Origin of the sequence: Microbacterium sp. 2216-1, from assembly GCF_046507855.1 — a bacterium.
Lineage (GTDB): Bacteria > Actinomycetota > Actinomycetes > Actinomycetales > Microbacteriaceae > Microbacterium > Microbacterium esteraromaticum_C.
In genome coordinates, this window is sequence record NZ_JBKFTM010000001.1 from 456,500 (window position 1) to 473,026 (window position 16,527).

Here is a 16,527-nt window from a genome sequence, read left to right on the forward strand (position 1 = left end):
CGGTAAAGACCACATGATGTCCAGTCGGGGAAGTAGGAAGTCCAGGTAGATGAAGTTCTATGCACGAAGGATCGGGTTCTACGCGTTCACGCTGTGGGCCGCGATCTCACTCAACTTCCTGCTTCCCCGGCTCATGCCGGGGAACCCGGCAGACATCATGATCGCCAAGATGCAGCGAGCCGGCGGTGAGGTCTCCGAGACCACCATCCGCAACATCCAGCTGCTGCTCGGAAGCGAAGACATCCCCCTCTGGCAGCAGTACTTCCAGTACTGGGGCCAGATGTTCCGCGGCGACCTCGGCGTCTCGGTCACGGACTTCCCCAAGCCCGTCGCCGAACTCATCGCCGAGGCGCTGCCGTGGACGCTGATCCTCGTCGGCACCGCCACGCTCATCTCGTTCATCCTCGGTGTCGGCCTCGGCGCCTTCGCCGGCTGGAAGCGCGGCACCTGGGTCGACCACCTCATCCCGGCCACCACTGTGCTGCAGTCCATTCCGTACTTCTGGATGGCACTGGTGCTGGTGTTCGTCTTCGCCGTGACGCTGGGATGGTTCCCCATCTTCGGCGGGTACGACGTCTTCGAGTTCCCGTTCGGACCAGAGGCGAGTTGGGCGTTCTTCGCGGATGCTGTTCGACATGCCATCCTGCCGGCGCTGACGATCGTGATCAGCTCGGTCGGCGGCTGGCTGTTCGGCATGCGCAACATGATGGTGTCGACCCTCGCCGAGGACTACGTCCTCACCGCTGAGGCCAAGGGACTGCATCCGCGTCGCGTCATGACCACCTACGCCGCGCGTAACGCGGCCATCCCGTCGATCTCAGGCTTCTCGATCACGCTCGGCTTCGTCGTCGCCGGCTCCATCGTCATGGAGCAGGTGTTCACCTACCCGGGTGTCGGAAAGCTGATGTTCCAGGCGGTCACCATGAACGATTACGCCCTCATGCAGGGGCTGTTCCTCGTCATCACGATCGCCGTGCTCGGCGCCAACTTCTTCATGGACCTGGTGTACGGGTTCATCGACCCGAGGGCTCGCCAGAATGTCTGAAACCAAGATCGCACCCGCCCAAGCGCAGGAGAGCACCGTCGACGCGCCGACCACCGGCCCGGCCAGCACGACCGCGCTCGCCACCTCGCGCATCCGCCGTGTGCGCAGCGGATCCCCGTTGCGCTCGGCCAAGTTCGTCACGGGCCTCGCGCTCGTGCTCGGCATCACGCTGTTCGCGGTCATCGCGCCGATGTTCGCTCAGGATCCGACCTTCACCGGCAACGAGTCCATGCAGCCGCCGTCCGCAGAGCACTGGCTGGGCACCACCAAGCTCGGCAACGACATGTTCTCGCAGCTGGCCACCGGCGCCCGCGGCTCGCTGCTGGTAGGCGTTCTCGCCGGTGGCATCGCCATCGTGTTGTCACTGATCTTCGGTGTGCTGGCCGGTTACCTCGCCGGCTGGCGTGAAGACGCCCTCGCCCTGATCACCAACGTCATGATCGTCATCCCCGGCCTGCCGCTGGTGATGGTCATCGCCTCGTTCGTCTCGAACCGCAGCTGGCAGCTCGTCGCCGTCATCCTCGGCATCACCTCCTGGGCCGGCGCCGCCTACGTGCTGCGCCTGCAGGCGCGCTCGCTGCGCTCGCGCGACTATGTCTACGCCGCGAAGGTCGCCGGTGAGAAGTCGTGGCGCACGATCCTCGTCGAGCTCATGCCCAACCTGCTGCCGCTGCTGACGGCTCAGTTCCTGTTCGCGATCATCTTCGCCATCCTCAACGAGGCAGGGCTGTCGTACCTCGGGCTCGGACCCAACTCGTCTATCACGTGGGGCACGATCCTCAACGATGCGCAGTCCGGTCAGGCGCTCAGTCGCGGCGCCTGGTGGTGGTTCGTCCCACCGGGGGTCATGATCGCCGGGCTCGGCGCCGGCCTCGCGCTGATCAACTTCTCGATCGACGAGGTCATCAACCCCAAGCTGCGCAACGCGCCGCAGGCCGCCCGCAGCGTTCGCAAGGCTGCCAAGACGAAGGGGGCATCGGCATGACCGCGACAGCGCTCGAACCCGTGCTGACCGCACGCAACGTCTCGATCGAGTACGAGGTCGACCCACCTGTGAAGGCTGTGCGCGACGTGTCGCTCACCCTGCACCGTGGCGAGATCCTGGGCCTTGCCGGCGAGTCCGGCTGCGGCAAGACGACACTCGCATACGGACTGAACCGCCTGCTCAAGGCACCGGCCCTGATGGAGTCGGGCGAGATCGTCTTCCACGACCGCAGCGGCGAGGACATCGACGTGGTCTCGCTCGGAAACGAGCAGCTGCGCGCGTTCCGCTGGGACAAGATCTCGATGGTGTTCCAGGGGGCGATGAACTCGCTCAACCCGGTGATCAGCGTCAAGGCGCAGATCTACGACATCTTCGACACGCACCGTCCCGGCACTTCGCGCGCCGAGAAGAAGCGCCGCGCCGAAGAGCTGCTCACCCTGGTGGGCGTCGATCCCGACCGGCTCACCAGCTTTCCGCACGAGCTGTCGGGTGGCATGCGCCAGCGCATGATGATCGCGATGGCGCTCGCGCTCGACCCGCAGGTCATGATCATGGACGAGCCGACCACTGCGCTCGACGTGGTCGTGCAGCGCGACATCATCCGCGAGATCATGCGCCTGCGCGAGAAGCTCGGGTTCGCGGTGATCTTCATCACCCACGACCTGCCGATGCTGATCGAGATCAGCGACCGCATCGCGGTGATGCTGCAGGGAAAGATCGTCGAGCAGGGCAGCGCGGAGGAGATCTACCGCAACCCCCAGCACGAGTACACCAAGAAGCTGCTCTCCAGCTTCCCGAGTCTGCGGGGCGAGCGCGGCGACTTCGTGCGCCATGGCAGCCGACCCAGTCAGGAGCAGGTGCGATGAGCACTCCGGCCACTCTCGAAGCCCGCGACCTGAACAAGGTCTTCACTTTGCGCTCGGGCCTGCGCACCCGCCAGCTGAAGGCCGTCAACGACGTGTCGTTCACGCTCGAGGCGGGTAAGACGATCGCGCTGGTGGGCGAGTCGGGGTCGGGCAAGTCCACGATCGCGCGGATGCTGATGAAGCTCGAGACGCCCACGTCGGGCAAGATCCTGCTGAACGGCCGCGAGACCGGAACCGGTGGACGCGATGTCGCCCGCTACCGCTCCGACGTGCAGATGGTCTTCCAGGACCCGTTCGCGTCGCTGAACCCGTACCACTCGATCGGGCATCACCTCGCGCGTCCGCTGCGCATCCACCACCCCGAGCTGAGCCGCGACCAGGTGCGCGCGCGTGTGCTGGAGTTGCTCGAGCGCGTGCGCCTGAGCCCGGCCGAGAGCTTCGCCGACCGGCGTCCGCACGAGCTCTCGGGTGGTCAGCGTCAGCGCGTCGCCATCGCCCGCGCTCTCGCGCCCAGCGCCCGGTTCATCGTCGCCGACGAGCCGGTGTCGATGCTCGATGTGTCGATCCGTCTCGGTGTGCTGAACCTGCTGGCCGATCTGCAACGCGAAGACGACCTCGGAGTGCTGTACATCACCCATGATCTGGCCACGGCCCGCCACTTCAGCGACGAGATCATGGTGCTCTACCGCGGAGACGTCGTCGAACGTGGGCCCAGCGACGAGGTCATCCTCAACCCGCAGCACGACTACACCAAGCGCCTGCTGAACGCGGCGCCCGAGCCCGAGAACCTCGGACGCCTGCGCGACGAGGTGCGCAAAGAACTCGCCGGAGCCTGACCGGCGCAAGATCCCGGATGCCGGGTGCGGATGCTACGAGGGGTGGCGGCCGCGCCCGGCATTCGGTTTTTCACTCGGGCATCCGCGTTCTTCGCCGGGCATCCGCGCTTCTCACCCGGCTCCGCGCCCCGAGTAGGCTGATCGGGTGATCATCGGTACCGGCATCGACCTCGTGGACATCGCGCGGTTCGAGCGTTCGGTCACTCGCACGCCCCGCCTGCTGGAGCGCCTGTTCACTCCGGCCGAGCAGCAGCTCAAGCTGCGCTCGCTCGCTGCGCGCTATGCCGCGAAGGAAGCGCTGATCAAGGCTCTCGGCGGTAGCGACGGTGTGTACTGGACCGAGATCGAGATCGCCTCCGAACCTTCCGGGCGCCCGCACTTCGTCCTCAGCGGTTCGACGGCTGCCGTCGTCGCCGAGCGCGGCATCACCGCCCTGCACCTGACCATGACGCACGACGCGGGCCTTGCCGCCGCGTACGTCATCGCCGAGCGGACGGACGCCCGATGAACCGGCATCCTCTCGCCGACACCCCTACTTCGCGTCGACACCCCCACGTGTGGGCGCCCGCAGGTGGGGGTCTGGGCGACAACTGGGGGTCTCGGCGAAGGCAACGGGGCGAGACGGCGCCGACCCAGCACCGGCACCAGCACAAGACACAGACCCCGACCGGACGCACGATGACGGGAGCAACCCGATGAACCCCTTCCGCGAAGCGACGATCAGCCTCGACGCCATCGCCGACAACGTGCGACACTTGCGCGCGCTGACGGGTGTCGAGGTGTTCGGCATCGTCAAGGCCGATGCGTATGGTCATGGTGCGCCGGCGGTTGCGACGGCCGCACTGGCGGGCGGTGCCACCCGCCTGGGCACGGCCACCCTCGACGAGTCCTTCGCGCTTCGCCGCGCCGGCATCACGGCACCGCTGATGGCCTGGCTGCATGAGCCCGGCCGCCGGTTCGACGACGCCGTCGAGGCCGGCATCGAGATCGGCGTGTCGTCGATGGATCAACTCGTCGCGGCATCCGAGGTCGGCCGGCCGCCGGCATCCGTGCACCTCAAGGTCGATACCGGGCTCTCACGCAACGGCATCGCGACCCACGCTCTCGAGCATGTGCTCGCGGAAGCCGCCCGGCTGGAACGCATCGGCCGCATCCGCATCGTCGGCATCTTCAGCCACCTCTCCGGCACCAGCCGGGACGACGATCTCGCTCAGCTCGCCCGCTATCAGGACGTGATCGCGCAGGCCGAGTCGGTCGGCATCCGCCCCGAGTTCCGTCACCTCGCTGCCACGGCCGGTGCCATCGACATCCCCGAGGCGCGCCTGGACGCCGTGCGCATCGGCATCGGTCTGTACGGGCTGTCGCCGTTCGCCGACCGAAGCTCGTCGGATCTGGGCCTGCGTCCTGCCATGACGCTGCGGGCATCGGTCGCCGCGGTGCGCCGCGTCTCTGCCGGCGCCGGAGTCTCGTACGACTACGCCTACCGCTGCGAGAACGAGACCACCCTCGCTCTCGTGCCACTCGGCTACGCCGACGGCATTCCGCGCCAAGCCTCGGGCGCCGGACCCGTGCTGATCGGTGGGCGCCCGCATACTGTTGCGGGGCGCATCGCGATGGACCAGTTCGTCGTCGATGTCGGCGATCAGCCGGTATCGGTGGGCGACGAGGTGATCGTCTTCGGTGACCCGACGCTCGGGCAGCCGAGCGCCACCGACTGGGCCGATGCCGCCGGCACCATCAACTACGAGATCGTCACCCGCATCGGCGCGCGGGTGCCCCGCCGGAGCGCGTCATGAGCATCGACCCCGCCTTTCTCGGTCGGCACGAGATCGCCACATCGGATGCCATGGAGAACCTCGGTTTCCGCATCGGCGAGCAGCTGCAGGCCGGTGACCTGATCGTGCTGACCGGCCCGCTCGGCGCCGGCAAGACCACCTTCACCCGCGGCCTGGCCGACGGCCTCGGCGTGCGCGGGCCCGTGCAGAGCCCCACTTTCGTGCTCGCCCGCACCCACCCGTCGCTCGTCGAGGGCGCGCCGCTGGTGCACGTCGACGCCTACCGGCTGGCATCCGCCGCCGAGCTCGACGACCTCGACATCGACTTCGCGCGTTCGGTCGTCGTCATCGAGTGGGGGCGCGGGATGGCATCCGCCGTCGCCGACACGTGGTGGGACATCGAGATCGAACGCCCCGTCGGTGGAGCCGACGTCGCCGACGAGGACCTCGACGCCGACGCGCCCCGCTTCGTGACGATCACCCACCCGATCGACTGAGCGGCACTCTCTGCGGAGACGCCCCAGGCGGGGCGACTAATCTGGAGGAGTGATCCTCGCCGTCGATACTTCTCTCGGCACGGCCGTCGCCGTGATCGATGCTGACGGGCGCACGCTCGCCGCGTCGGCCACCACCGACCCGCTCGGGCACGCCGAGGTGATCGGCGACCTGATGGCCGAGGTCACCCGCCCCGGCATCACGCATGTCGTCGCCGGCATGGGGCCAGGACCCTTCACGGGGCTGCGCATCGGCATTGCCGCGGCCCGCGCCTTCGCGCTCGGCCGCGGCATCGAGGTGATTCCCGTGCCCAGCCACTTCGCCATCGCACAGGCCGCGCTTGACGACGGCGCGACCGGTCCGATCACCGTGATCACCGATGCGCGGCGACGCGAGATCGCGGTGAGCGTTTTCGACGGGGTGGATGCTGATGGCATCCCGCGCCTGGTCGAACCCGCCCATCTGCGAAAGCGCGACGGTGAACAGGTGACCGAGGTGCTGTCGGCATCCGCTCTTGCCACGGTCGGTGCCCGCGCTCTCGCTGCGGGCCGCCTGCTCGCCGACGCCGAACCGCTTTACCTGCGCTCACCCGACGTGGTGCAGCCGGGCGCACCGAAGCGGGTGGGCGCATGACTCTGCGCCTCGCCACACTCGCTGATCTCGACGCCGTCATGGCGCTGGAGCGCCGCAACTTTCCCACCGACGCGTGGAGCGAACAGACCATGGGCACCGAGATCGCCAGTGCTCACAACCACTACCTCGTCGACGAGCAGGACGGCCGCATCGTCGGCTACGGCGGGCTGCGCGCCCTGCCGGGTGGGACAGATGCCGACATTCAGACCATCGCGCTCGACGCTGAGGTGCGCGGGCAGGGCCGGGGGCGGATGCTGCTGCGCGCCCTGCTGGACGAGGCCGTCGAGCGCGGCGCGAAAGAGGTGTTCCTGGAGGTGCGGGCCGACAACCCTGTCGCAATGGGCCTGTACCTGTCGGAGGGCTTCGCCGAACTGGGGCGCCGCCCGCGCTACTACCAGCCCGACGACGTGGATGCCGTCGTGATGCGGCTCGATCTGCGCCGGTGGGCGAGGGTTGAGGAGGCCACCGCATGACCACTGAGCCCCTGGTGCTGGGCATCGAGACCAGCTGTGATGAGACCGGCATCGGTATCGTTCGCGGACGCCGCCTGCTGTCGAACACGATCGCGTCGAGCATGGACGAGCATGCCCGATATGGCGGTGTGGTGCCCGAGGTCGCTGCGCGCGCCCACCTGGAGGCACTGCAACCGTCGATCGACCGCGCGCTCGCCGAGGCCCAGGTGCGTCTGGAAGACCTCGATGCCGTGGCCGTGACCAGTGGGCCCGGACTGGCCGGTGCGCTCATGGTCGGCGTCGGCGCCGCGAAGGGACTGGCCGTCTCGCTCGACAAGCCGCTGTACGCCGTGAATCACCTGGTGGGGCACATCGCGGCGGACATCCTGCACGATGGTGCCGATGAGTCGGCGCCGCTGGAGTATCCGACGATCGCGCTGCTCGTCTCGGGCGGGCACACCTCGCTGCTGCACGTGCGCGACCTCACCACCGACGTCGAGCTGCTCGGCGAGACCGTCGATGACGCCGCGGGCGAGGCTTTCGACAAGGTTGCCCGCCTGCTCGGACTGCCATACCCGGGCGGACCCCACATCGACCGGGTCGCTGCCGACGGCGACCCCAAGGCGATCCGCTTTCCGCGCGGCCTGTCGAAGGCATCTGACATGGCGAAGCACCGCTACGACTTCTCGTTCTCGGGTCTGAAGACCGCCGTGGCGCGCTGGGTGGAGCGAGCCGAGGCGAACGGCGACGACGTGCCGCTCGCCGACGTCGCCGCGAGCTTCCGCGAGGCGGTCGTCGACGTGCTCGTCACCAAGGCGCTCGCCGCGTGCGAGGACCGCGGGGTGCCCCGGCTGCTGCTCGGCGGCGGCGTGATCGCGAACCGGCGTCTACGCGATGTGGCACTCGAACGCGCGGCGGCGGCCGGCGTGGCCGTGCGCATCCCACCGCTGTCGCTGTGCACCGACAACGGCGCCATGATCGCGGGGCTGGCAGCCGAGCTGATCTCCAGCGGTCGCCGCCCGTCGACTCTGGCGTTCGGCGCCGACTCGACTCTGCCGGTGACCGAGATCCAGGTGAGTCCGGCATGACCGAGCCGCGCATCGAGGGGCCGACACCCGAGGTCGTCAGACCCGAGGGGGCGGCCTCGTTGCCCGGTGCGTCGAAGGGGTACGGCGAACTGCCGACCGGGCCGGTGCCCACCGATGCGACCCGATTCACGGCGCCCGAGGCCGACGAGTTCACGCCGCGTGAATGGACTCCGGAACCCGCCGATGACGGACGGTTGGCGCCCTGGGCGCTGTTCGCCGCGATCGTCGCGCTGGCGACGTCGATGTTCGTCGGCTGGGGGATTCCGGTGGCGATCGTTGCCGTGATCGCGTCGATCATGTCGCTGCGCAGCCCGGTCGAGACCCGCGGCGTGGCGGTCTGGGCGCTCGTGCTGGGGTGCTGCGCGACGCTGTTCAGCGCAGGGTGGCTGATCTGGGCCACGATGCAGTTCGAGATGATGGGGTGAGCAATGCCGCACAGCGCACGACGACGTGAGCTGGAACGCCGGGCCTACGCTCCCGGCGGTGGACTGACGGATGCTGAAGCTCACGAACTGCAGGTGCTGAGCCGGCGGGAACCCGTGCCCCAGCAAGAGCCCGTGGTCGAGCAAGAGCCGGTGGCTGAGCAAGCACCGGTGTCGGAGAGCGCGGCGCCCGAGGACACGGCTCCAGAGCCCGTTGTGCAGGGTCAGCACACTCTTTTCGATGAGTCTGCAGCATCCGAGTCTGTGGCATCCGACGACCCGGCGTCCGAAGACCCGGCGTCCGGCGCAACGCGCCGGCGCTGGCTGGCGCCCCTGGCGATCCTGGCCGCGCTGGTGCTCGGGTTCGGCGGAGGCTGGCTCGTATTCGGGCGGGGCGACCCCGTGCCGATGACCGACGCTCAGCGCGAGAGTTGGGCGCAGCTGCGGGGCAGCGGCGACTATGACGATGGATCGATACAGCTGTTGGGCGCGGAGCTCGGCGCCGATGCCTGGTACGCCACGCGTCAGGAGGAGACGCTCGAGTGCCTGGTGCTCACCGTCGGTGAGCGCACGGTTCCCACCTGCGAGCCGGTGAGCGCGGAGGGCTCCGACACGGGACTGGGCCTGCACGCCGTGACTACGGTCAAGAGGGACGGCGAGCATCTCAACCTGTGGGCGTCGCTGGGGCGCGATGTGCGCGGCGAATTGACCGTGCTCATGCAGTACCAGAGTGCAACGTGGGACTGGCGCTCGGTGTATTCCGAGACCGAGCTGCCGATCGCCGAGTTCCTCGATGCGGCGGGCTACGACGGTCAGGTGCTCCAGGTCATGGGCTACGACGGCGACACGCCCATCTGGCTGCATCAGTCCGACCGCGCCTGCATTCTTGTCGCGACAGCGGACGAGCTGATCGCCGAGGCCTGCGGGCAACCGACCGCGACCGAGCCACTGGGCCTGGTCATGCCCCATGCGACCTACAGTGTGCTGATGACCGACCCCCGCGGGCCCGTGCTGACGGTCATCCGCGATGCAGCCGAGGCGACGATCGACGACACCACCGGCGACATCATCGACTGATCAGCCGCTCACACCCGGTCGGCGAGGATCGCCACGCGACCTGCTCCCGTGCGGGTGAGGATCAGCGTCGCCGCCTGCGAGCCCTTCAGAGACAGCTTCTTGCGGAAGACCGCCGGGTCGACGTCCATGCCGCGCTTCTTGATCTCCAGACGCCCGATATCGTTCGCGCGCAGCACCGCGTTGATCGCCTTCACGTGGGCGGGCATCGTCTCGCGCACCCGGAACGACTGCACGAACGGGCTCGTCAGTGCGGCATCGCCGGTGAGGTACGCGATCTTCTCGTCGAGCATGCCGGCCTGCAGCATCCGCCCGGCCTCGCCGATCAGGCGGGCGCGGATCACCGCGCCGTCGGGCTCGTGCACGAACGCGCCCAGCTCGCGCAGGGGTGCGTCGTCGGCATCCGCGGGGGCGGTGAGTTCGTGCGTCTCACCGTCGCGCACGATGAGCGCGGAACGTCGGATGCCCTCGCGCGCCAGCGCGCCGCTCCACAGCACCAGCTCGACGACGCTGCCGTCGGCGCTGACCCACTGCGCCTCGACATCGTCGGGGATGAGATCGCGATCCAGTCCCGGCCCGAGCTTGATGCCGGTCGGGTGGGCGCGGGCGACCTCGAGGCACCACGCCAAGGACGGCGACCAATCGGATGCTGCTGTGCGCCGCGTCTCGGCATGACCGGCCGTACGGCGGGCGGGGTCGAGCCACACAGCGCCATCGTTGGGGACGGCGTCCTCGGCCAGCCCCTGCCGCACCGTCGCCCCGAAGGGGGCCAGATTGTAGGAGGCGATCGCCGCGGTGACCTCATCGGCATCCACGGCCGTTATGGCGAGCCCGGCCGCCGCGAACGCCAGACTGTCGCCGCCGATGCCGCAGCCCAGATCGGTCACGCGCGTGATGCCGGCCCGGCGCATGCGCACGGCGTGCAGTGTTGCGACGTTCAGGCGGGTGGCCTGTTCGAGCCCGGCGCGGGTGAACAGCATCCGTCCGGCGAACTCGCCGAACTTCGCTCGCGCGCGCACGCGCAGGTGCGCTTGCCCGACCACGGCCGAGACCAGGTCGGGGGAGTGGCCCTCGGCGCGCAGTCGCGAGACGGCGCTCGCCACCTCGGCCGATGACTCCAACGGCCCGACCGCCTCGAGCAGGTCGAGCCCTTCGCGGGTGAGCAACGCGGTCAGCTCAGACATCTCCACAGGTCAAGCCTATTGCGCACCATCATTGGGTTGGCACTCGCATTGCATGAGTGCCAGCCATCGGCATACACTGGAGTTAGCACCCTCGGCATGAGAGTGCTAACAGTCTTCTGATCTCAGTCACGAAAGAAGAGGTACACCGTGTCGGTTTCCATCAAGCCGCTCGAGGACCGCATCGTCATCCAGCAGGTCGAGGCAGAGCAGACCACCGCAAGCGGTCTGGTCATCCCCGACACTGCGAAGGAGAAGCCCCAGGAGGGCCAGGTCGTGGCAGTGGGCCCCGGCCGCATCGACGACAACGGCAACCGCGTTCCGCTGGACGTCGCCGTCGGCGACCGCGTGCTCTACAGCAAGTACGGCGGCACCGAGGTCAAGTTCGGCGCTGACGAGTACCTCGTGCTCTCGGCCCGCGACGTGCTGGCGGTCGTCGTCCGCTGACGAACCCCGCTCTCAGAAAGACCCGGATGCTTCGGCATCCGGGTCTTTCTGCGTTTCCCCTACCGTCCCCCATGACACCCCCATCGAACCCCCGGGGGGTCCCGACAATGCTCGGGATGGCCCCCGATGCCGCATCGACGCAGACGCCGCACACTCTAATCAAGCGCCAACTGGCACTCACGATGAAGGGGAATCAATCATGGCTGCTGATGACAACATCAACGTCCTCGGAGCTCAGTGGAATCTGGGCCTGGACGTGTCCGACTCGGGGAACGACAACTCGATGACCGACAACTCGGACCACTCCGACAACTCGGATCACTCGGACAACTCCGACAACTCGGACTGGATGTCACACAATGACACCGACGTCAAGGACTCGTTCAACGACAACTCCGACAACTCCGACAACTCGGACTGGATGTCGCACAATGACACCGATGTCAGGGACTCGTTCAACAACGACGAATCCACCAACGACTCCTACAACGACAACTCCGTGCACGACTCGGGCAACCAGACGCTCAACGACCACTCGGTCAACGCCGGCATCCGCCAGTACGACACGGGTATCAACGAGCTCAACATCGGCCTCTCTGGTGGCGGCGGTGGCGGATGGTCGAAGATGATGGGCGGTGGCGGTGCTGACGTCGACGTCGACATCGATGCCCGTTCCACGGTCAACGACCAGTCGGTCAATCAGAACATCTCGACCTCGTCGGGTAGCGGTGGCGCAGCCATCGCGGTCGGCGGAGACGCGGACGGCGGCTGGGGAGGCCCCGCGCTCTCGGGTGCGGCCGGTGGTGACAGCGGCAACGGCGGTGCTGGCGGAGACGGCGGTGACGGCATCGGCGGACTCGGCAGCGGCACCGGTGGCTCGGGCGGCGACGGCGGGGCGACCGGTGATGCCGGCGGCGCTGGATCGCTGGGCCTCGGCGGTGGCGGCGGAGACGCCACGACCGGTCACACCGGAGCGATGGGCGGAGACGCGACCGGCGGCAACGTCGGACAGTACTTCGGCCAGAGCAGCGTCATCTCGTCGGGCGACAACTCGGTGGCGGCCGGTGACGATGTCACCATCAACAACATCGACACCGACATCTCGGTGGGGGACATCTCAATCGGGAACACGTGGAACACCGACTCGTTCAACGACGACTTCTCGGACAACTGGTCGGTGAACGACTCGTTCAACGATCACTCGATGAACGCCGAGTTGGACGTAGAGGTAGAGAACTCGAACATCGGCAGCCCGTTCGGCGACGCCAACGAGCTCGACATCGACCTCTGAGCCGCGCAACTCGCACGACCGGCCCGGCTGTCCACTCTGGTGGACGGCCGGGCACACCACTACACTCCTGAAACACCCGATCCGGAGCGAGAGCGATGTCTTACGAACACGACGACCGAGGGGCAGAAGGCCTGCCGGGCCCCGTCTGGGGAGACGGCGCCCTGTTCGACCCGCTCTCCACCGACTCGTTCAGTCAGGAGCTGGCAGGCATCGACGAATCCGTCTGGGGAAATGCCGATTTGCTCTGGGAAGACGACGCCGTGGGAATCGTCGACCCGGGCGGTGACGCACCCGACGCCGATCCGCTCGCCTGACGGGCGCAAGAGGGGGACACGTGCCGGAGCAGCGCAGATCCACAGACAACAAGATCGTCGACGTCATCCACGAGGTCGGCGATCTCGCCGCGTCGGCGGGACGCGACGACCTCGCCACTCGGCTCGCGAACACACGCGCCCGCTTGGCGGACCCAGCCGTGCGCGTGATCGTCGTGGGTGAGTTCAAACAGGGCAAGAGCAAGCTCATCAACGCACTCGTCAATGCCCCGGCCTGCCCCGTTGACGACGACGTCGCGACCAGCGTGCCGACCACGGTCGGGTACGCCGACCAGCCGTCGGCATGGGTGCTCGAACGCGACGACGACCAGAGCGAACCGCAGCGGCGGCAGATATCGCTCGAATCGCTCGCCGAGTACGTCTCGGAGCGCGGCAATCCCGACAATGAACGCGGAGTGCTCGCGGCAGAGGTACTGCTGCCGCGCGAGATCCTGCGCGGCGGACTGACGCTCGTCGACTCGCCGGGGGTCGGCGGGCTGGAGTCGTCGAACTCGTTGGCCACGCTCGCTGCGCTCTCGTCCGCGCATGCCGTACTGCTGGTCTCGGACGCCTCGCAGGAGTACACCGAACCCGAGGTACAGTTCCTGCAACACGCCATGCGGATCTCGCCGAACGTGGCCGCCGTGCTCGCCAAGACCGACCTGTACCCCGAGTGGCGGCGCATCGAACGAATAGACCGCGAGCACCTGACCGGCCACGACGACGTGCCGATCTTCTCGGTCTCCAGCGACCTGCGCCTGCTCGCGGCCGAGTTGCAGGACCGCACGCTCAACGAGGAGTCCGGCTTTCCAGCCCTCGTCACGCATCTGCGGCGAGAGGTTCTGGGCCGTGCCGAGGTGATCCATGAGCGCAGCGCTGTACATGAACTCGCTTCGGTCGTCGACCAGTTGGAGATGTCGCTGAAGGCCGAACTGAACGCCCTGGTGAACCCAGAAGACACCCCACGCATGATCGCCGAGCTCGAGAACGCGAAGGCGAAGGCCGACGAGTTCCGCGGCCGCTCGGCCCGATGGCAGGTCACCCTCACCGACGGCATCGCCGACCTCGTCGCCGATATGGAACACGATGTGCGCGATCGGCTGCGCAAGGTGCAGCGCGAGGCCGAGAAGGCGATCGACGACGGCGATCCGGGGCCGGTCTGGGACCAGATCAGGGAGTGGTTGGACCAGCGGGTGACCGCGGCGGTGTCGGAGACGTTCGTCTGGACCGATGAGCGTTCGCGATGGCTGGCCGAAGAGGTCGCCGACCTGTTCAGCCAGGACCAATCCGAGATCCCGATCCACGATGTCTCCGACATCCAGGGCGTGCTGGACCCGGTCGATGACATCGCCGGTCTGGACCCCGGACAGCTCAGCGCGACCGAGAAGATGTACATCGGCGTGCGCGGGTCGTATGGCGGTGTGCTGATGGTGGGCCTGGCGACCGGACTGATCGGTATGGCGCTGATCAACCCGCTGTCGCTGCTGGCCGGTGTGCTCGTCGGCCGCCGTGCCTACCGCGAGGACATGAGCAATCGGCTCAGTCGCCGCCAGCAGGAGGCGAAGGTGATCGTACGCAAGTACATCGACGAGGTGACATTCCAAGTCGGCAAACAGCTCAAGGACCGGTTGCGCCTGGTGCAACGGGGAACACGCGATCACTTCGGCGCTCTCGCCGAGGAACTGCACAGTTCGCTGGCCGAGGCGCTCCAACGGGCCAAGCAGGCAGCATCCGGATTCACCACCACCCGTGACCAACGGGTCGTCGCACTGCGCTCGCGCCTGGCGGAGCTCGAGAGCGTGCGCAAGGCCATCCCGGCGCTGCCACCCGTACCGGAACCCGCCGTGCGGGCCGGTGCGCAACCCGCCGGCGCGATCGGTGCGAAGGCGGCACGATGATCGCAACGGCCGCCGAGCCGGTGACGGACGACGTGATCGCCGACACCGAAGAGCTGTTGCGCACCAGTCGCATCGTCTACCAGGGTGACCGCGAGGCGACCGCGTTGATCGACCAGCTCGAGGTGCGGCTGCACGAACCGTTGCGGCTGGCGCTGGCCGGGATCGTCAAGGCAGGCAAATCCACGTTGCTGAACGCCCTGCTGGGCGAGCGGATTGCCGCGACCGACACCGCTGAGTGCACGCGGATCGTCACCTGGTACCGCTATTCATCGACCCCCGTCATCACGGTGCACCTCCGGGATGGGCGTACCGAGCGGATGCCCATCCGGCGTGACCAGGGCCTGCTCGTGTTCGACCTCGGTGGCCGCACCGCCGAGGATATCGACTGGATCGACGTCGGGTGGCCGCTGGACGGGCTGGAGTCGCTGATCCTCATCGACACTCCCGGCATCGCCTCGCTGTCGGGCGACACCTCGGCGCGGACGGCCCGCTTTCTGACCCCCGAGGACTCGCCCTCAGCGGCCGACGCGGTCGTCTATCTCATGCGGCATCTGCATGGTTCGGACGTGCGGTTCCTCGAGGCGTTCCGTGACACCGCCGCCGGCGCCGCGCAGAGCGTGTGCGCGGTGGCCGTGCTCTCGCGCACCGATGAGATCGGCTCGGGCCGCATCGACTCGCTGCTGTCGGCACGCCGCGTCGCCGCGCGCTACGAGCGCGACGGAGCCCTGTCGGCACTCGCCCTCGGCGTCGTCCCTGTCGCGGGGCTGCTGGCCGAGGGGGCGCGCACCCTGCGTGAGAGTGAGTTCATCGCCCTCCGCACACTCGCCGGGCTCGAACGCGACGAACGTGAGCGGCTGCTCGTCTCGGCCGACCGCTTCACCCGCCCCAGCGAGGCGACCGGACTCAGCGTCACGGTGCGTGAAGAGCTGCTCGCGCGCTTCGGCATCTTCGGGGTGCGCTTGGCGACCGCGATCATCCGCGGCGGTGTCACGACCTCGTCAGAGCTGTCGGATGCCCTCGTGCAGCAGAGCGGGCTGATCGAACTGCAGCAGTTCGTGTATACGCAGTTCCAGCCCCGTTCTGAGACGTTGAAGGCGCGCGGTGTCGTCCTGCAGCTGCAGGCACTGGTGCAACGCGCTCCGCGTCCCGGCACCGATCGCATCCGCGCAGGTATTGAGCGGTTCACCGCCTCCGCGCACGTCCTGCGTGAACTCGCATTGCTTGCCGAGGCGCGTTCCACTGGCTTGCCGTTGGGCGAAGCGGAAGCAGCCGACGCGGCACGCATCCTCGGGGCGGGCGGCGTGACGGCGTCCGATCGCCTCGCCCTGCCTGCCGACGCCACTCCGGTGGACATCGGTGAACGTGCCTTCGCAGAGATGGATCGGTGGCGCGCGCTCGCCGCGTCACCGTTGGTCGAACGTAACGCGGCAGCGGTGTACGAAGCCGTTCTTCGGACCCTGGCAGGGATCGTCTCAGAGCTCGGGTTGGCCCGGGCCCTCCGGCCCGCGGCGCACATCGAATCGGCGAGCGGACCAGGCGATGGCGCGGGGCATGACGCTGGCCAGCAGAGCCAGAGCGACAAGCGCGGCTTGCGCCGCAAGAAGCGGCTGCAGTGGTTCCCCTTTGGCGCCCAGCGCGATCCACTCGGGTGACATCAGCACCATCAACGCCAGCAGCCCGAAGGTCAGCAACTGCCACCAGCGGATGTGCGGGCGTCGGCCCATGAAC

The 16,527-nt window shown here is 68.0% G+C and carries 18 protein-coding genes; 17 read left to right on the forward strand and 1 reads right to left on the reverse strand.

Annotation, left to right across the window (positions count from 1 at the left end; translation table 11 throughout):
• Nucleotides 1-49 precede the first annotated feature (49 nt).
• The 12 genes from ACLD0U_RS02080 (at nucleotide 50) to ACLD0U_RS02135 (ending at nucleotide 9,674) form a co-directional block, all read left to right on the forward strand.
• Nucleotides 50-1,045 (forward strand): ABC transporter permease, encoded by a 996-nt coding sequence (locus tag ACLD0U_RS02080; RefSeq protein WP_206550387.1) that lies wholly within the window; start codon nucleotides 50-52, stop codon nucleotides 1,043-1,045.
• Complete coding sequence (locus ACLD0U_RS02085) at nucleotides 1,038-2,030, forward strand: ABC transporter permease (RefSeq protein WP_410339694.1); 993 nt, start codon at nucleotides 1,038-1,040, stop codon at nucleotides 2,028-2,030. The genes ACLD0U_RS02080 and ACLD0U_RS02085 overlap by 8 nt, the downstream gene beginning before the upstream one ends.
• The gene (locus tag ACLD0U_RS02090; RefSeq protein WP_410339695.1) at nucleotides 2,027-2,896 is read left to right on the forward strand and encodes an ABC transporter ATP-binding protein; all 870 of its coding nucleotides are present in this window, start codon (nucleotides 2,027-2,029) and stop codon (nucleotides 2,894-2,896) included. Before ACLD0U_RS02085 ends, ACLD0U_RS02090 begins: the two co-directional genes overlap by 4 nt.
• Nucleotides 2,893-3,732 carry an ABC transporter ATP-binding protein gene (locus ACLD0U_RS02095; RefSeq protein ID WP_206550384.1) on the forward strand — a complete coding sequence of 280 codons (840 nt, stop codon included), beginning with the start codon at nucleotides 2,893-2,895 and terminating at the stop codon, nucleotides 3,730-3,732. Before ACLD0U_RS02090 ends, ACLD0U_RS02095 begins: the two co-directional genes overlap by 4 nt.
• 145 nt (nucleotides 3,733-3,877) lie before the next feature.
• On the forward strand, nucleotides 3,878-4,240 hold the full coding sequence (locus tag ACLD0U_RS02100) for a holo-ACP synthase (RefSeq protein WP_206820919.1): 363 nt from the start codon (nucleotides 3,878-3,880) through the stop codon (nucleotides 4,238-4,240).
• Between the two features lie 187 nt (nucleotides 4,241-4,427).
• Nucleotides 4,428-5,528 (forward strand): alanine racemase, encoded by a 1,101-nt coding sequence (alr, locus tag ACLD0U_RS02105; RefSeq protein ID WP_224817356.1) that lies wholly within the window; start codon nucleotides 4,428-4,430, stop codon nucleotides 5,526-5,528.
• Complete coding sequence (gene tsaE / locus ACLD0U_RS02110) at nucleotides 5,525-6,004, forward strand: tRNA (adenosine(37)-N6)-threonylcarbamoyltransferase complex ATPase subunit type 1 TsaE (protein WP_206550381.1); 480 nt, start codon at nucleotides 5,525-5,527, stop codon at nucleotides 6,002-6,004. The genes alr and tsaE overlap by 4 nt, the downstream gene beginning before the upstream one ends.
• Before the next feature lie 49 nt (nucleotides 6,005-6,053).
• Entirely contained in the window at nucleotides 6,054-6,635 is a 582-nt protein-coding gene (tsaB, locus tag ACLD0U_RS02115) for a tRNA (adenosine(37)-N6)-threonylcarbamoyltransferase complex dimerization subunit type 1 TsaB (RefSeq protein ID WP_410339696.1), read from the forward strand.
• Nucleotides 6,632-7,108: a ribosomal protein S18-alanine N-acetyltransferase gene (gene rimI, locus ACLD0U_RS02120; RefSeq protein WP_410339697.1), complete on the forward strand. Its 477-nt coding sequence runs from the start codon at nucleotides 6,632-6,634 to the stop codon at nucleotides 7,106-7,108. Before tsaB ends, rimI begins: the two co-directional genes overlap by 4 nt.
• Nucleotides 7,105-8,175: a tRNA (adenosine(37)-N6)-threonylcarbamoyltransferase complex transferase subunit TsaD gene (gene tsaD, locus ACLD0U_RS02125; protein ID WP_206823009.1), complete on the forward strand. Its 1,071-nt coding sequence runs from the start codon at nucleotides 7,105-7,107 to the stop codon at nucleotides 8,173-8,175. Before rimI ends, tsaD begins: the two co-directional genes overlap by 4 nt.
• Nucleotides 8,172-8,600 (forward strand): DUF4190 domain-containing protein, encoded by a 429-nt coding sequence (locus tag ACLD0U_RS02130; protein WP_179411587.1) that lies wholly within the window; start codon nucleotides 8,172-8,174, stop codon nucleotides 8,598-8,600. Before tsaD ends, ACLD0U_RS02130 begins: the two co-directional genes overlap by 4 nt.
• A gap of 3 nt (nucleotides 8,601-8,603) precedes the next feature.
• Nucleotides 8,604-9,674, forward strand: coding sequence for a hypothetical protein (locus tag ACLD0U_RS02135; protein WP_410339698.1), 1,071 nt, complete (start codon nucleotides 8,604-8,606; stop codon nucleotides 9,672-9,674).
• Nucleotides 9,675-9,682: 8 nt separating this feature from the next.
• On the opposite strand, the gene ACLD0U_RS02140 is transcribed toward ACLD0U_RS02135, so the two are convergent.
• Nucleotides 9,683-10,861 (reverse strand): THUMP-like domain-containing protein, encoded by a 1,179-nt coding sequence (locus tag ACLD0U_RS02140; RefSeq protein WP_410339699.1) that lies wholly within the window; start codon nucleotides 10,859-10,861, stop codon nucleotides 9,683-9,685.
• Between the two features lie 141 nt (nucleotides 10,862-11,002).
• Between ACLD0U_RS02140 and groES the strand changes: the two genes are divergently transcribed.
• The 5 genes from groES to ACLD0U_RS02165 all read left to right on the forward strand — a co-directional run bounded on the left by groES (nucleotide 11,003) and on the right by ACLD0U_RS02165 (nucleotide 16,451).
• A complete protein-coding gene (gene groES, locus ACLD0U_RS02145; protein ID WP_099196502.1) occupies nucleotides 11,003-11,299 on the forward strand; it encodes a co-chaperone GroES in 297 nt (98 codons plus the stop codon).
• Nucleotides 11,300-11,498: 199 nt separating this feature from the next.
• Nucleotides 11,499-12,590 (forward strand): hypothetical protein, encoded by a 1,092-nt coding sequence (locus tag ACLD0U_RS02150; RefSeq protein ID WP_410339700.1) that lies wholly within the window; start codon nucleotides 11,499-11,501, stop codon nucleotides 12,588-12,590.
• 95 nt (nucleotides 12,591-12,685) lie between these two features.
• Nucleotides 12,686-12,904 (forward strand): hypothetical protein, encoded by a 219-nt coding sequence (locus ACLD0U_RS02155; RefSeq protein WP_179411582.1) that lies wholly within the window; start codon nucleotides 12,686-12,688, stop codon nucleotides 12,902-12,904.
• Nucleotides 12,905-12,924: 20 nt separating this feature from the next.
• Nucleotides 12,925-14,799, forward strand: coding sequence for a dynamin family protein (locus tag ACLD0U_RS02160; protein WP_410339701.1), 1,875 nt, complete (start codon nucleotides 12,925-12,927; stop codon nucleotides 14,797-14,799).
• Nucleotides 14,796-16,451, forward strand: a complete 1,656-nt coding sequence (locus ACLD0U_RS02165) for a GTPase (protein WP_410339702.1) — start codon at nucleotides 14,796-14,798, stop codon at nucleotides 16,449-16,451. Before ACLD0U_RS02160 ends, ACLD0U_RS02165 begins: the two co-directional genes overlap by 4 nt.
• Nucleotides 16,452-16,527: the final 76 nt, after the last annotated feature.

Excerpts from the sequence above, each read along its gene's own strand:
- ACLD0U_RS02095 (WP_206550384.1), top strand. The coding sequence starts at position 2,893 with ATGAGCACTCCGGCCACTCTCGAAGCCCGCGACCTGAACAAGGTCTTC.
- alr (WP_224817356.1), top strand. The coding sequence starts at position 4,428 with ATGAACCCCTTCCGCGAAGCGACGATCAGCCTCGACGCCATCGCCGAC.
- rimI (WP_410339697.1), top strand. The coding sequence starts at position 6,632 with ATGACTCTGCGCCTCGCCACACTCGCTGATCTCGACGCCGTCATGGCG.
- ACLD0U_RS02150 (WP_410339700.1), top strand. The coding sequence starts at position 11,499 with ATGGCTGCTGATGACAACATCAACGTCCTCGGAGCTCAGTGGAATCTG.
- ACLD0U_RS02165 (WP_410339702.1), top strand. The coding sequence starts at position 14,796 with ATGATCGCAACGGCCGCCGAGCCGGTGACGGACGACGTGATCGCCGAC.
- tsaD (WP_206823009.1), top strand. The coding sequence starts at position 7,105 with ATGACCACTGAGCCCCTGGTGCTGGGCATCGAGACCAGCTGTGATGAG.
- ACLD0U_RS02130 (WP_179411587.1), top strand. The coding sequence starts at position 8,172 with ATGACCGAGCCGCGCATCGAGGGGCCGACACCCGAGGTCGTCAGACCC.
- ACLD0U_RS02090 (WP_410339695.1), top strand. The coding sequence starts at position 2,027 with ATGACCGCGACAGCGCTCGAACCCGTGCTGACCGCACGCAACGTCTCG.
- tsaE (WP_206550381.1), top strand. The coding sequence starts at position 5,525 with ATGAGCATCGACCCCGCCTTTCTCGGTCGGCACGAGATCGCCACATCG.
- ACLD0U_RS02155 (WP_179411582.1), top strand. The coding sequence starts at position 12,686 with ATGTCTTACGAACACGACGACCGAGGGGCAGAAGGCCTGCCGGGCCCC.
- ACLD0U_RS02080 (WP_206550387.1), top strand. The coding sequence starts at position 50 with ATGAAGTTCTATGCACGAAGGATCGGGTTCTACGCGTTCACGCTGTGG.
- ACLD0U_RS02085 (WP_410339694.1), top strand. The coding sequence starts at position 1,038 with ATGTCTGAAACCAAGATCGCACCCGCCCAAGCGCAGGAGAGCACCGTC.
- ACLD0U_RS02135 (WP_410339698.1), top strand. The coding sequence starts at position 8,604 with ATGCCGCACAGCGCACGACGACGTGAGCTGGAACGCCGGGCCTACGCT.